11 protein-coding genes are annotated in these 14,338 nt (G+C 61.7%); all 11 read left to right on the top strand.

Features of this window, described 5'->3' with window-relative positions; translation table 11 throughout:
* On the top strand, positions 1-730 hold a 730-nt coding region (locus FJY67_08400), incomplete at its 5' end, for a Trk system potassium transporter TrkA (protein ID MBM3329473.1).
* A complete protein-coding gene (locus tag FJY67_08395; GenBank protein ID MBM3329472.1) occupies positions 727-2,184 on the top strand; it encodes a TrkH family potassium uptake protein in 1,458 nt (485 codons plus the stop codon). The genes FJY67_08400 and FJY67_08395, both read left to right, overlap by 4 nt.
* Positions 2,181-3,179 (top strand): dipeptide ABC transporter ATP-binding protein, encoded by a 999-nt coding sequence (locus FJY67_08390; protein ID MBM3329471.1) that lies wholly within the window; start codon positions 2,181-2,183, stop codon positions 3,177-3,179. The genes FJY67_08395 and FJY67_08390 overlap by 4 nt, the downstream gene beginning before the upstream one ends.
* Entirely contained in the window at positions 3,136-4,116 is a 981-nt protein-coding gene (locus FJY67_08385) for a hypothetical protein (protein MBM3329470.1), read from the top strand. Before FJY67_08390 ends, FJY67_08385 begins: the two co-directional genes overlap by 44 nt.
* Positions 4,113-5,150: a tRNA (adenosine(37)-N6)-threonylcarbamoyltransferase complex transferase subunit TsaD gene (tsaD, locus tag FJY67_08380; GenBank protein MBM3329469.1), complete on the top strand. Its 1,038-nt coding sequence runs from the start codon at positions 4,113-4,115 to the stop codon at positions 5,148-5,150. The genes FJY67_08385 and tsaD overlap by 4 nt, the downstream gene beginning before the upstream one ends.
* Positions 5,147-7,303 carry a hypothetical protein gene (locus FJY67_08375; GenBank protein MBM3329468.1) on the top strand — a complete coding sequence of 719 codons (2,157 nt, stop codon included), beginning with the start codon at positions 5,147-5,149 and terminating at the stop codon, positions 7,301-7,303. Before tsaD ends, FJY67_08375 begins: the two co-directional genes overlap by 4 nt.
* 18 nt (positions 7,304-7,321) lie before the next feature.
* Entirely contained in the window at positions 7,322-8,677 is a 1,356-nt protein-coding gene (locus FJY67_08370) for an FAD-dependent oxidoreductase (protein ID MBM3329467.1), read from the top strand.
* Positions 8,674-10,218, top strand: a complete 1,545-nt coding sequence (locus FJY67_08365) for an acyl-CoA carboxylase subunit beta (protein MBM3329466.1) — start codon at positions 8,674-8,676, stop codon at positions 10,216-10,218. The genes FJY67_08370 and FJY67_08365 overlap by 4 nt, the downstream gene beginning before the upstream one ends.
* A 317-nt stretch (positions 10,219-10,535) precedes the next feature.
* Positions 10,536-11,933, top strand: coding sequence for a dihydrolipoyl dehydrogenase (gene lpdA, locus FJY67_08360; protein ID MBM3329465.1), 1,398 nt, complete (start codon positions 10,536-10,538; stop codon positions 11,931-11,933).
* A gap of 54 nt (positions 11,934-11,987) precedes the next feature.
* A complete protein-coding gene (locus tag FJY67_08355) occupies positions 11,988-12,794 on the top strand; it encodes an SDR family oxidoreductase (protein ID MBM3329464.1) in 807 nt (268 codons plus the stop codon).
* Positions 12,791-14,233 carry an aldehyde dehydrogenase gene (locus tag FJY67_08350; GenBank protein MBM3329463.1) on the top strand — a complete coding sequence of 481 codons (1,443 nt, stop codon included), beginning with the start codon at positions 12,791-12,793 and terminating at the stop codon, positions 14,231-14,233. The genes FJY67_08355 and FJY67_08350 overlap by 4 nt, the downstream gene beginning before the upstream one ends.
* Positions 14,234-14,338 lie beyond the last annotated feature (105 nt).

Raw genomic sequence — 14,338 nt, 5'->3', positions numbered from 1 at the left:
CTATGCCATATGCAAAGCCGGGAACATCGATTCAGTCTTTGCTCTGACCGGGCGCGTCTCGCCACCGGCACGTAACATTATGCTCCTCGGCGGCGGCATCATCGGGAGAATGGTCGCCGAACAACTCGAGGTCGAAAAAGACCGGCACCTGAAACTGATCGAGAGCGATGCCGCGCGGTCTGCTATGGCCGCTCAGCGGCTCCATGCGACGATGGTCGTCCGTGGCAAGTCCGGAATCGATATAGACCTCCTGACGATCGAAGGCATCGAGGATATGGACATCTTCGCCGCCCTTACCGAGGACGATGAGAACAACATCGTGACCAGTCTCTTTGCACGGCATCTGAAGGTCGGGCGGACGATCACGCTGATCTCCAAGCCGCAGTATATGCCGATCGTGCAAGCCATCGGGCTCGACGCCGCCATCAACGAACGGCTCCTGACCACCGATGCCATTCTGAAGCATCTGCGCGGCGGGCGGATCATCAACGTTTCGTCGTTAAGGGGCATCAGGTCTGAGATCGTCGAATACCGGATCGGCGAGCGCTCCAAGGCAGCCGGGCGAAGGCTGCGCAATATCGATTTCCCCGAGGGGGTGCTGGTTGGAGCCATCGACCGGCAGGGCGAGATCGAAGTCGCGGTTGGGGATTCCATTGTCCAAGCCGGGGACCGGGTCGTTGTGTTCACGCAAGAGAAGCACCTCAGCCGCATCGAGAAGATCTTCGCGTGAGCAGTCGCTCCCCCATTAGTCTGACCGCGGTGCTGCGCTTCCAGGGCGGCATCTGGATAGGCCTCGGTGCGGCAATGCTCGTCTCCGCCCTGCCCGGACTCTACTTTCGGGATGGCGGAATGGCTGGTCTGGTCGGAGTGGGGGCATTCACCGGACTAATCGGGATCAGCATCGTCCTGGGTGTTCGGCGAACGCACGAAATCCGCACCCGTGAAGCGCTCCTGGCCGTCTCGGGAGTCTGGATCAGCGCCGGACTGATTTGCGCCTTGCCTTATTATCTGGCCGGTGTTCTCACCTTCCCCGACGCTGTCTTCGAGACGATATCGGGGTTCACGACGACCGGAGCCTCGGTGGTGAGCGATCTTGAAGTCTGGCCACACGCACTCCTCTTCTGGCGTTCGATGACCCATTGCCTCGGCGGGATGGGGATTGTAGTGATGGCGCTGGCCGTCCTTCCGATACTCGGCTACGGCGGGGTCGAACTCTTCCAGACTGAATCGGTCGGCCCGGTGCGGGATAAATTAACCCCCCGCATTGCCGAGACGGCACGCATCCTATGGGGCATTTACGTAGGTCTCATCGGGATCGAGACCCTGCTCCTGATGGCCGGTGGAATGACCTTTTTCGACGCCCTCTGTCATTCCTTCGGGACGTTGGCAACGGGCGGATTTTCAACCCGGAACGCCAGCCTTGGCTACTACCAGAGTTCCTTTATCAACTGGGTCGTCATCGTCTTCATGATCCTGGGCGGTGCAAACTTCGCGCTTCACTACCGGGCACTCTTTGCCGGCCGGCCCGGGCTCTATTGGAAGGACGACCAGTTTCGTTATTGGATCCTGACTATTCTGGCCGCCGTGTCGATCATTCTACTTGCCAATCACATCCTGGCTTCCTCCGCAATTGCCACATTTGATGAGTCGGTCTTTGCGGTCATATCGACAATCACCACCACCGGTTATGTGATTTCCGACTATGAACGCTGGGGTTATGGGCCACAGTTTCTCCTGATCATGCTCTTCTTTGTGGGAGGCTGTGCCGGCTCGACGGCGGGCTCGATTAAGTCTTTTCGTTGGGTGACCATTGTCAAGGCGTTGCGACTGCAGATGCGGAGCCAACTGCATCCCCAAGCCATACTAACACTCAGAATGAACGACCGGATAGTGGAGTCGGACACGGTGAAAGGAGTTGTCCTATTCACCGTGATTTACTTCTTACAGTTTGCTGTCAGCGCACTGCTGTTAATGTTCATGAATGTAGATATTATTTCAGCACTTACTGCAGTGGCGGCCTGTCTTGGCAGCGTAGGGCCGGGATTTGGGGCCGTGGGCCCAACCGAGACCTACGCCGCCCTTCCCGTGGCTGCCAAGATGCTCCTTGCGCTCAATATGCTGCTGGGCCGTCTCGAACTCTACGCCTTTCTGGTCATCTTCACACGAGGATTCTGGCGCCCATGACTTCAGCATCAGCATCATCATTGCTTCCGGTGGTTGAAGTGGGGGGGCTGCGCAAGCACTTCCCGATCCGGAAGGGTTTTATGCGCCGACTGGCAGGTGCCGTCAAGGCCGTCGATGACGTTTCCTTTGACCTCTATCGGGGTGAAACACTCGGTCTGGTGGGCGAGTCGGGCTGCGGCAAGACGACCACCGGGAGGATGCTGCTCCGGCTGATCGAGCCGACTGCGGGGAGCATCCGGTTCCACGGGAAAGACGTTCTGTCGCTAAAGGGTGAATCGCTGCTCGCGGTGCGCCGCAAGGTGCAGATCGTCTTTCAAGACCCCTACAGTTCGCTCAATCCGCGCCTCACCATCGGCTCGATGTTAGGCGAAATCCTGCGCGTTCACCGCATCGTGCCAAGACCTCAAATCGAAGCGCGGGTCGATCAAATCCTCGAGAGCGTCGGGCTCGCGCCGGAATATGCCGGTCGCTACCCTCACGAGTTTTCCGGCGGGCAGCGGCAGCGCATCGGCATCGCGCGGGCGCTTGCGGTCGAGCCCGAAGTGATAGTCCTCGACGAGCCGGTCTCGGCCCTCGACGTCTCGATTCAGGCGCAGATACTGAACCTCCTGCGCGACCTTCAGCGGCGGCTCGGCTTGACTTATCTCTTCGTCGCGCACGACCTCTCGGTGGTCGAACATATCGCCGACCGGATCGCGGTGATGTATCTCGGGCGGATCGTCGAGATCGGTCCGGCCGGGCAGATCACCCAAGCCCCCCGCCATCCCTACACCCGGGCGCTCATCGCCTCGGCGCCGGTCTATGATCCGACGGCGCGGCGCGATCGTGAACCGCTCTCGGGCGATCTGCCCAGCCCGGCGTCGCCGCCTCCGGGCTGCCACTTTCATCCCCGCTGCCCGGTCGCGCGACCCGAATGCCGCACCTGGCAATACGAACTCTCGTCGCGGCCCGATGGCCGCTCGGTTGCCTGCCTGTTGCCCGACGATGCGGGATAGTCCGATGTCCCTGCTGCCAAGATTCTTGCGGACGAACCTCCGCATCAAGGCCGGGATGTTCCTCCTGGCCCTCCTACTATGGTTCCTCGTCGTATCGGGCAAGACCTACGAACAGATCATCGAGACGCCCCTGGTCGTAACCGGTCTCAAGACGGGGCGGGTGCTCGCTTCGCCGCTTCCGCCGACCGCCCGGGTCCGCTATCACGGCACCGGACGGGAACTCTTGCAGATGATCTACCTGACAAAGCCACACTTGCAAGTGGACCTCGCCACGATCAACCAGCACTATCTCTACCGCCTGCGTCCCGACATGGTGATGATTCCCGGCGGCGGGATGGCGTCGGCAGTGGAGATCGTTGCGCCGGAGACGCTTCAGGTCTTCCTTGACGAGCAACTGATCTTGACGGTGCCTGTCCAGGCTCGGGTCGAAGCCGAACTGGCGCCCGGCTACACCATCAGCCGGATCGAATCGCGCCCGTCGCGAGTCACCGTAACCGGCCCCAGACGCGCCGTCGAGGGCTTGCGGCAACTCCGGACTGTGACTGCCCACCTCGGCAGTCTCAGACGTAACGACGAGGTGCGGCTGGAGGTGCAAAAGCCTGAAGTCTTCGGGGTCACCGTTGCACCGCAGCAGGTTACTGTAGCGGTGAAGGTGGAGAAGATCGCGGAACGAGTGCTCACCGGTCTGCCGGTTAGGGTCGCCGGTCGGTTCGCCGGTCAACAGGCCATCGTCGAGCCGGCCATGGTTGACCTGAAGGTAACCGGCGCAGCGGGTGCCTTGAACGAACTGACCGCCGCCGACCTCGATGTCTTTGTCGATCTGGCCGACTTCGAGCCAGCCCGCAGCGGTCTGATAAAAGTGAAAGCAGCCACCGAATCGCCGCTCGAAGTGGTTCAGATCACGCCTCCTTCGGTGCGACTAATACTGCGGCGATGAGCACGCCTCGCGTCCTGCTCGGCATCGAGACCTCTTGCGACGAGACCGCCGCCGCGTTGATGGTCGATGGCCGTGTCGTCGCCGACCGGATTACCCGTCAGGTCTTGCACGAGGCCTTTGGCGGTGTCGTGCCGGAACTGGCTTCGCGGGCTCACGAGCAACTCCTCCTCCCGGCAATTCGGGGTGTGCTGAAGGACGCCGGTCGGGAGATCGACGAAGTCGAGGGGGTAGCCGTTACTTGCGGACCCGGCCTGGCCGGCGCACTTCTGGTCGGCGTCGCCGTCGCCAAAGGCCTGGCCGCGGTGCGCGGCATACCCCTCTACGGTGTGAACCACCTCGAAGGGCATCTTTGGAGCGCCGAACTCTCCCAAGGCGCGATGCCGCTCCCCTTTCTGGCGCTGATCGTCTCCGGCGGGCACACCCTGCTTGTCGGGGTGAAGGGCTTTGGGAATTACGAACTGATTGCGGCGACCCGCGATGACGCCGTCGGAGAACTCTTCGACAAGGTCGGCCGGATGCTTGGCTTTTCGTTTCCAGCCGGTGCTGCCATCGACCGGGAGGCACTCGCTGCGACGAAAGCGGTTCGATTTCCTCGCGCCCGGTTCGACGGCGACGCTCCGGCATTCAGTTTCAGCGGCTTGAAGACGGCCGTCCTGCTGCATCTCAAGGCGATGCAACTGGCCCGTCCCGAAAACCTTCCGCCCGACGTTCGGGGCGCTATCTGTCGCGGGGTGATGGAAGCAGTAGCCGCGATGCTGGAACGCCCGCTGCAGCGCACACTTGAGAGCGGCAAATATCGGGCTTTGGTGATGGCCGGAGGCGTCGCGGCGAGCCGGTTCCTCAGAGCCCGGCTTGAGTCTTTGGCCTCTGCATCGGGCGTGCCCTTCATCAAGCCGCTGTTCGAGCATTGCACTGACAACGGCGCAATGATTGCCTGGGCCGGGAGCAAGATGATCGCCGGCGGGCTTCCGCCGGCGCCGCCCGACCTCGAAGTCCGTCCGTCGTATCCTATTGCCTATGGGCGCGGGCGATGACGCCCCGGACGGAGTGGCAGTTCACTTCGGCGATCGCTCCCGGCTGGCTCGTTTTGGCCGGATTGGTCGCGCTGCTGTTCGCGTTCTGGAGTTATCGCCGGACGCTGCCCCCGGTCGGGACGAACGTGCGGACGATTCTCGCGTTGCTCCGGTTCACCAGTCTCTTCGGCGGTCTTTGGCTGCTGGCACGTCCTTCAGTCGATATCGAAAGATTCCGTCTCGAGCCGCCTAAACTGGCATTCCTGATCGACCGCTCGGCAAGTATGGGATTGGTGCAGGGGGGAATCGACCGGACCGCGCAGGTGCGGGAACTGCTGACGTCGGATGCCGCCGCCCGGCTCGCCGGGAAGTTTGGGATCGACTATCTCGCCTTCGACGACACCCTTAAGAGGGCCGGCGAGACATTGGAGCGTCTCCTATCGGCTTTGCCTGACGGGCCATTAACCGATATCGGAAGCGCGCTTGGCGTCCTTGTCACAACGTCGCGCCGGGACCTTCCAGCCGGGATTGTGCTTGTCTCCGACGGCGCCTCTAATCGCGGGCCCGATCCGGTTCGGATTGCCCGGTCGTCGCCGGTGCCGATCTGGACGATCGGAATCGGTTCGCCAGCCCCGGATCGCGACGCGATGGTCGTTCGCATCGAGCATAATCCGGTCGTCTATCAGGGCAGTAAGACGTCGGTTGCCATCCACTGGCGCGCCGTCGGATCGGGCGGGAAGGAGTTGACGGTTTCGCTGCGCGACCGCGAAGGCCGGAGCATGGGGCGGTCGCAGGTCGCCGTGAAGAGCGATTTCGATGAGGGCGCGGTAGAATTTGAACTGACTCCTGAAGCCGCCGGCCGACAGTTCTGGACTGCTGAAGTGGGAACCGACGAGGGCGAACTGACAACCGGCAATAACCGGCGCAGTTTCTTTATCGATGTACTGAAAAGTCGGATGCGGGTGTTGGTGATGGCCGGTCCGCCCGACCACGGACTGGGGGACCTCGTGCGCCGACTGATGCAGGACGGCCAGTGCGAAGTCATCTCGCGCACCCGCCGGGGCGAGGCGTTTTACGAGGGCGCCTGGCCCGCCGATTCGCTCGTCCGGTCGGTCGATCTGGTTCTCCTACATCATTTTCCCAGCGTTGGGACGAACCGTGAGGCATTGGCAAAGTTTTTCGCGGCACTGACTGCCCATGACGTCCCCGTCGGTCTCGTCGATGGGGGGCGTCTCGATCCCGAACTGCTCGCGCCTATTGCCGATCGCCTGCCGGTTGTGGCGCAGCGGACTCCGACGCGGCTCGTTCAGGCTCAGGTAACACCACTTGGCCGGCATGCCGTCATTGCCGCGCCAGAAGACGAACGTTTTGCCGCGAGGTGGTCGGCTCTGCCGCCGCTCACTTATGCTGCCGGGCGGTGGAGCGCCCGTCCCGGCTCTGAGGTGTTAGCGCAGTTCCGGGGAGCGGACGGCGAGAAGGCACCGGCACTGGTGGTCTTCGAGCAAGCCGGCAGCCGAAGCGCAGCGCTGCTTGTGCGCGACTTCTGGAAATGGGGGATCGTCCCGGTGGGAAGTGAAGACGAAGCCGGACCGCTGTGGGGACGCCTCGTTAGGTTTCTCGCGCTTCGCAAGGCGCAGAAACATGTCGTGCTCAAGTTCGACCGGGATCAATACCCGAGCGGCGAGCCGGTAACTTTTGAGGTGTCGGTCTATGATGGAAACTTTCAACCCATCGATGGCGCCGAAGTGACCACCGAAGTCGTCTCGAACGGGAAGGAAGGCGGACGGATTCTCCTTGAGGGAATCGGCAGCGGGCGCTATCGGGGTTCGTTTGCCACTGGGAGCGAAGGCGAATATCGGGTGCGTGTGGCAGCCCGATACGAGAACAGCGAAGTCGGCGAAGATCGCGGCTCGGTGCTGGTCGAACCCTACTCGGTCGAGTTGCTCGAGACACGGCTGAATGAAGAACCGCTGGCTCGAATCGCCGCGGCATCCGGCGGCGGTTACGCCCCAGCCGAAAAGGCCGATTCGCTGCTCGACGGCCTTAGGGCCGAGCCGCGGGAGATCGTTGAATCGTCGCACTATGACCTTTGGGGCAAGTGGTGGATACTCAGCCTCATCCTGACGGCGCTGACTTTCGAATGGACGATTCGGATGCGCACGGGAATGCTCTGAAAGGATAAAGTACCGGATGTGGTGATTGTTGTCGTAGGTGCCGGGTGGGCGGGGATTGCGGCAGCGACCAAACTGGCGGATGCCGGGCGCAAGGTTCTGCTCGTTGAACGGTCTCGAGAAGCCGGTGGCCGGGCTGGATCGTTTTGGTCGCCGGAGCATGGCGAATGGCTTGACCATGGCACTCATCTCTTCATAGGCGCTTACCGGACTGTACTCGGCTTGATCGCCAAATGGGGCGGGCCGGCGGATAGCATTGATTTCAGGGAAGGTCTCGCAGTCCCGTTTCTATTATCGGGAGGCCGGAAGACCGTACTTCGTCTCGGTCGCGGGCGTCTCGGCGCCGCTGCTGGACTGCTAAGCTTCACGGCAGCGCCGCTCCGCGAACGGATCCTCGCCGTGCGGGGACTAAACGCCCTTGCTCGCTCCGGTCTAACCGGTGACGCTGACCGGACAGTCTCCGAGTCTCTCGCCTCGAACGGGATTCCGTCCGGCGTCTGCTGCGGCTTGTTCGATGCGCTAACGTTGGCGGTGATGAACGCGCCGGCCGCGGAGGCGTCGGCCTCCATCCTCGGAGCAGCGATACGGGAAGGTCTCCTGCGGGGCGGTGAAGCAACCCGGATCGGTCTGTCGCAGGTGCCGTTCAGGTCGCTCTACATCGAGCCGGCTCTGGGCTGGCTTGCCGTTCAGGGCGTCGAACTGCGCCTGGGACAGGAAGTCAAGCAAATCTGCCTGAGGAATGGCGCGGTCGAGGGCGTAGTCATCGGCGAGTCCTTTCAGCCGGCTGGTCAGGTCCTATGCGCGCTGCAGCCGATCGATCTGTTGCGGCTATTGCCGGAGGCAGTCCGGCAGGATAGTACTTTCGCGCCGCTGGGCAAATTCGAGTATGCGTCGATTGCGGGGATCCATTACACCTTCGATCGGCCGGTGATGAAGGTGCCGTTCGGGCATCTTCCGGGAGGATTCACACACTGGCTCTTCGGACGGGGTGAGCCGGAAACAAGCGGCTGGCGAAAGGTATCCGCAGTCATCAGTCATGCCCCCGGACGCAGTGAGGTGCCGGTCGAAGCGCTCGAAGACCGTGTCCTCGACGATCTTCACGACCGACTGCCGGCCGTCCGAGTGGCAAACGTCGTCGCATCCAAAGCGGTGCGGACGGCGCGGGCGACGGCCATCCTTGGTCCCGGGAATGCGAGTCTCCGACCCGGTCCGATAACGTCGATTCGGGGGCTCTATCTGGCCGGCGACTGGACGGCAACCGGCCTGCCGGCTACGATCGAAGGTGCCGCTCGAAGCGGGATCGCAGCGGCAAAGGTGATACTTTCTCCCAGCGGGCGGCTTGAAAGCCGCCCTCCAAGAATTAACATCGACCCATGACCGACAAACTGCAGGAACTTGAACGGCGGCGCGCCGAAGCGCTGCTCGGCGGCGGCGAGCCGAGGATCGCCGCCCAGCACGCCAAAGGCAAACTTACCGCCCGCGAGCGGATTGAACTACTGCTCGACCCGGGATCGTTTCAGGAAATCGACATGTTCGTGCGGCATCGTTCGCGCGACTTCGGCCTCGAAAAGGAACGTATTCCGGGCGACGGCGTCGTAACCGGCTACGGCAGGATCGACGGGCGGCTCGTCTTTCTCTTTGCCCAGGACTTTACTGTCCTGGGCGGATCGCTGGCCGAAGCGCACGGCGCCAAGATTTGCAAAATTATGGATATGGCGATGAAAGTGGGGGCACCAGTCATCGGCTTGAACGACTCGGGCGGAGCCCGCGTTCAAGAAGGCGTAGTGTCGCTCGGCGCGTATGCCGACATCTTTCTGCGCAACACCCTTGCGAGCGGCGTTGTCCCCCAGATCTCAGCCATCCTGGGTCCCTGTGCCGGAGGCGCAGTCTATTCCCCGGCCATCACCGACTTCACCTTTATGGTGCGCGGAACCAGTTATATGTTCGTCACCGGCCCCAGGGTGGTGAAGACAGTGACCCACGAGGAGATTTCGTCGGAAGCCCTGGGCGGGGCGGATACCCACGCCTCCAAGTCGGGAGTCGCGCACTTTGCGTGCGACAGCGAGGCGGAGGTTATCGAGGGCATTCGTCGCCTCGTATCATATATTCCCTCGAATAACCTCGAGGATCCCCCTTACGGGCCGACGGATGACCCGTTCGACCGGGCCGACGAGGCGCTCGATTCCATCATCCCCGACAACCCGAACAAGCCTTACGATATTAAGGTGGTGATTGGGAAAGTCGTCGATGGCGGGGAGTTTTTCGAAGTGCATCGCGATTTCGCAGCCAACATCGTAACCGGCTTCGCGCGGCTGGGCGGGCGGTCGGTGGGGATCATCGCCAACCAGCCGGCAGTGCTGGCAGGGGTGCTCGACATAGACTCGTCGCGCAAGGGCGGGCGATTCATCCGGTTCTGCGATGCGTTCAATATTCCGATCGTCACTTTCGAGGATGTCCCTGGTTTTCTGCCCGGCACCGACCAGGAATGGCGCGGGATCATAGTGAATGGCGCAAAGTTGCTCTACGCCTATTGCGAAGCGACCGTGCCGAAGATCACCGTCATCACCCGCAAAGCCTATGGCGGAGCCTACGATGTGATGAACTCCAAGCATGTGCGCGGCGATATGAACTTCGCCTGGCCGTCGGCGGAGATCGCGGTGATGGGACCCAAAGGCGCGGTCGAAATCATCTTCTCCAAGCAGATTGCGAAAGCCGACGATCTTGAAGCCGCGGAGGAGAAACTGATCGAGGAATACCGGGAGAAATTCGCGAATCCTTACATTGCCGCCGAGCGGGGCTACATCGACGAAGTGATCGAACCGCGGCTCACCCGACCCAAGTTGATCGCCGCGCTCGAGATGCTCGACAGCAAGGTCGATTCCAACCCAAAGAAGAAGCACGGCAATATCCCCCTCTGAATGACTATTGACCACTGGACATTGGTCATTAACTTTAACACTATTAGGAGGTGCAGATTATTGTTGCCGTTCTTGGAGGGCGGACATTCCTGTCCGCCCTGATGAAGAGTTCCTTTTAGGCAAGGGCGGACAGGAATGTCCGCCCTCCAAGTCAACTCTTTTCTGCACTGATTAATACTACTTGGTGCCGTTAGTTCTTGTCTTCTCCCCCCTGCTTCGGGGGGGTAATATGGGGTTGCACTTCAACCCCCCTATACACCCCCGCTGAGCGGGGGGACAAAACAAGATGATAATGCACCCATAAATGGCATTATTTTATGTCCTACGACATCGCGATCATTGGCGCCGGGCCGGGAGGATATGTCTGCGCCTTGAGGTCCGGGCAGTTGGGGCTGAAGACGCTCCTTATAGACCCCGGCGATAGGCTCGGCGGCACCTGCCTTAACGTCGGCTGCATTCCATCCAAAGCGTTGCTCGAAGCGAGCGAGTGGTTTCACAGCGTCGGGCATAAGTTTCCTGCATTCGGGATCGCGGCTGGCAGTGTTACACTCGACCTGCCGAAGATGCTCGGTGAAAAGGAGCGGATCGTCCGGACGCTAACCGACGGCATCAGTCTCCTGATGAAGAAGCAGCGCGTCGAGGTGATCCGCGGCAGAGGACGGCTCGCCGGGCCGGGGATGGTGGTGGTGAAAGGTGATGGGAAGAATGGCGGCGACGAGATTGCAGCGAAAGTCATCGTGCTGGCGACGGGTTCGGTGCCGGTCGAACTTCCCTTTATGCCTTTCGACGGAAAAGTAGTTGTCTCATCGACCGAAGCCCTCGCCTTCGACGCCGTTCCGGATCACCTGGTCGTTGTCGGCGCCGGTGCCGTCGGGCTCGAACTCGGCTCGGTCTGGAACCGGCTCGGCGCCAAAGTCACGGTCGTCGAGATGCTCCCCGCCATAGCCCCCTTTGCCGACCGACAGTTGACCACCCTCTTGCAGCGGTCACTCACCTCACAGGGCCTCGAGTTTCGCCTTGAAACGCAGGTTACCGCAGCCAAGGTGGCTCGCGGCAAAGCATTACTTACCCTCACCGGCAAGGATGGCAGGGAAGATAAATTGACTTGCGACAAGGTCCTGGTCGCAGTCGGCCGCAAACCCTTCAGCGACGGACTGCGACTTGAGGAAGCAGGCGTCACGACCGAACGGGGCCGGGTTGTCGTCGATGACCGCTTCCAGACTTCGGTCGAGGGCGTCTATGCCATCGGCGACCTGATCCGGGGTCCGATGCTGGCTCACAAGGCATCCGAAGAAGGCGTTGCCGTCGCGGAACTGGTCGCCGGGCATGCCGCTTTCGTCAACTACGACGCGATTCCCAATGTGATCTACACCGCGCCGGAACTGGCTGTCGTTGGGCTGTCCGAAGAGGAAGCCACTCAGCGAGGCCACGCGGTAAAGTCGGGCAAGTTCTTCTTTCGGGGCAATGGCCGGGCGCTCAGTCTTGGCGAACCGGAAGGACTGGTAAAGGTCGTCGCCGACGCTACCACCGATCGGGTGCTCGGCATCCATATTCTTGGCCCGAGGGCTTCGGACATGATCGCAGAAGCCGCATTGGCGCTCGAATTCAGCGCCTCGAGCGAAGACCTCGGGCGGACGATCCACGCCCACCCGACGCTCTCCGAGGCGGTCAAAGAGGCTGCCCTGGCGGTGAATAAAATGCAGTTGCACGGATAGTCCAGACTGCCAGGTGCTGAACGAAGATCAGGAAATGGGCAAATGGTGAAGACCATGCAATCCGGGAATAGAGCCTCCCTGCTTGGACTTAGAGCCGTAATCGGCGGGGCGTCGAGCGGCATCGGGCGGGCGATCGCCGAATCATTTGCCCGCGCCGGTGCCGAGGTCGTCCTGCTCGGCCGCAACGAAGAACGGCTCCGGGAGGTCGCGAGCGCCTTGCACCGGAGCGACGACGCAAGGCACGAGCACTTCGCTCTCGACTTTCACGATACAGCACGGGTGCGCGAGGTCGCTGGAACGATCGCCATGAGTAAGCGGCCGGTGCTGTGCCTTGTCAACAACAGCGGCGGGCCCCCGCCCGGCCGGGCCGCCGATGCGACGCCCGATGACTATCTGACGGCCTTGAACGGCCATCTTGCGGCGTATCAAGTATTATTGCAGTCGGTTCTTCCTGGAATGATGGAATCAAGATACGGCCGAATCATCAATATCCTCTCGACGTCCGTCGTTGCGCCGATTGCCGGACTCGGCGTCTCGAACGCACTTCGCGGCGCGGTTGCCCAATGGGGGCGAACCCTGGCCGGTGAACTGGCGCCTTACGGCATCACGGTCAACAATCTCCTGCCCGGAATGACCGCCACCGACCGGCTTCGGTCGCTCTTGCAATCCAAGGCGCAAAAGGATAACCTGTCGATCGAGGCAGTCGAGGCGGAGAGTCTTCGTTCGATTCCTGCCGGCAGGTTCGGTCGCCCTGAGGAGATCGCGGCGGTGGCGACCTTTCTCGCGTCGCCGGCGGCTTCCTATATTACCGGCGTCAACCTGCCCGTCGATGGCGGCAGGACTGCGCGGCAAGGCTTGTGAAGCGGCTCAAGAACTACATCAGAGGCTTCTTTCAGCCGCCTATTTCGGGTGCCTATCTGCCCGACTATGAACCGGCGACTGGCGAGGTGCTGTGTGAACTGCCCGATTCGGACGAACGCGACATTGAGGCGGCTGTCACGGGCGCGCAGGCGGCGTTTCCGGTCTGGTCGGGATGGTCGGAGGCGCAGCGCGCCGGCGCGCTCCAGGCTATTGCCGATGGAATCGAAGCGCGGTTCGATGAGTTTGTCTATGCCGAGTCGGACGACACCGGCAAGCCGGTCAGTCTGGCGCGGTCGCTCGACATTCCGCGTGCCATAGCCAACCTCCGCTTCTTTGCCGGACTTCTGCAAGGCTTCGGCGGCGAATCCTACCAGTCAACTGCGGCCGGCTACAGTTATGTCCTGAGGCTGCCGGTGGGCGCAATCGGCGCGATCTCGCCCTGGAATCTGCCGCTATATCTTTTTACCTGGAAGATCGCCCCGGCTCTGGCAGCCGGCTGCACCGTAGTAGGCAAGGTGTCGGAATTGACGCCCCTTACGGCGACCTTGCTGGCTGAAGTGATCGACGCGACGACCCTGCCCAAGGGGGCGTTCAATCTCGTGCACGGGCTGGGCGCGAAGACCGGAGCCGCGATGGCGGCGCATCCCGGCCTGACGGCGATAACCTTCACCGGCGGCACCGAAACCGGTCGCCGGATTGCGCTCGCCGCCGCGCCTCTCTTCAAGAAGTTATCTTTGGAAATGGGCGGCAAGAATCCCTACCTTGTAAGCGCGGATACGGACTACGATGCCGCGCTCGAGACAGCCCTTGAAGCCGCCTTTCGCAATCAAGGTGAAATCTGTCTCTGCGGGTCGAGGATCTATGTCGAAAAGCCGCTTTACGACCGGTTTCGCAGCGACTTCGTGGAACGCGCGAAAACCCTCAAGGTCGGCGACCCGCGCGAAAGCGACACCCGGCAGGGAGCGCTGATTTCAGCGGGCCACTTTGAAAAGGTGCTCCGCTACATCGAACTGGCCAAGGACGAAGGCGGGCGAGTCCTCTGCGGCGGTGAGCCGGTCAAGGTGGCCGGTAGATGCTCGGACGGATGGTTTGTTGCGCCGACGGTGATCGAAGGATTGCCGCTCGAGTGCCGCGTCAATCAGGAGGAGATATTCGGGCCGGTGGTCTCGATAACGCCATTCGAGGTCGAGGAAGAGGCGATCCGGCTTGCCAATGGCACCCGCTACGGCCTCGCGGCGACAATTTGGACGCAGGACCTGGGGAAGGCACAGCGAATGGCGGGATGCCTCGACTTCGGCGTCGTTTGGATCAACGGCTGGATGCTAAGAGACTTGCGGACGCCCTTTGGTGGAATGAAGGAATCGGGTCTGGGCCGGGAAGGTGGATACGAAGCACTGCGGTTCTTCACCGAGCCAAAATCGGTAACGGTTGGCAGATGACAATACTAATGCTGATGTTACTACTTGGTGCCGTTAGTTCTTGTCTTCCCCCCCTGCTTCGCGGGGGGGGGATAAAAGGGGGGGGCAATATGGGTTGCACTTCTA

Source organism: Calditrichota bacterium (assembly GCA_016867835.1).
GTDB lineage: Bacteria > Electryoneota > AABM5-125-24 > Hatepunaeales > Hatepunaeaceae > VGIQ01.
This window is presented reverse-complemented; position numbering and strand designations above follow the sequence as displayed.

Coding starts and splice junctions, on each gene's coding strand:
- FJY67_08390 (MBM3329471.1), top strand. CDS start 2,181: ATGACTTCAGCATCAGCATCATCATTGCTTCCGGTGGTTGAAGTGGGG.
- FJY67_08385 (MBM3329470.1), top strand. CDS start 3,136: ATGGCCGCTCGGTTGCCTGCCTGTTGCCCGACGATGCGGGATAGTCCG.
- tsaD (MBM3329469.1), top strand. CDS start 4,113: ATGAGCACGCCTCGCGTCCTGCTCGGCATCGAGACCTCTTGCGACGAG.
- FJY67_08375 (MBM3329468.1), top strand. CDS start 5,147: ATGACGCCCCGGACGGAGTGGCAGTTCACTTCGGCGATCGCTCCCGGC.
- FJY67_08365 (MBM3329466.1), top strand. CDS start 8,674: ATGACCGACAAACTGCAGGAACTTGAACGGCGGCGCGCCGAAGCGCTG.
- lpdA (MBM3329465.1), top strand. CDS start 10,536: ATGTCCTACGACATCGCGATCATTGGCGCCGGGCCGGGAGGATATGTC.
- FJY67_08355 (MBM3329464.1), top strand. CDS start 11,988: ATGCAATCCGGGAATAGAGCCTCCCTGCTTGGACTTAGAGCCGTAATC.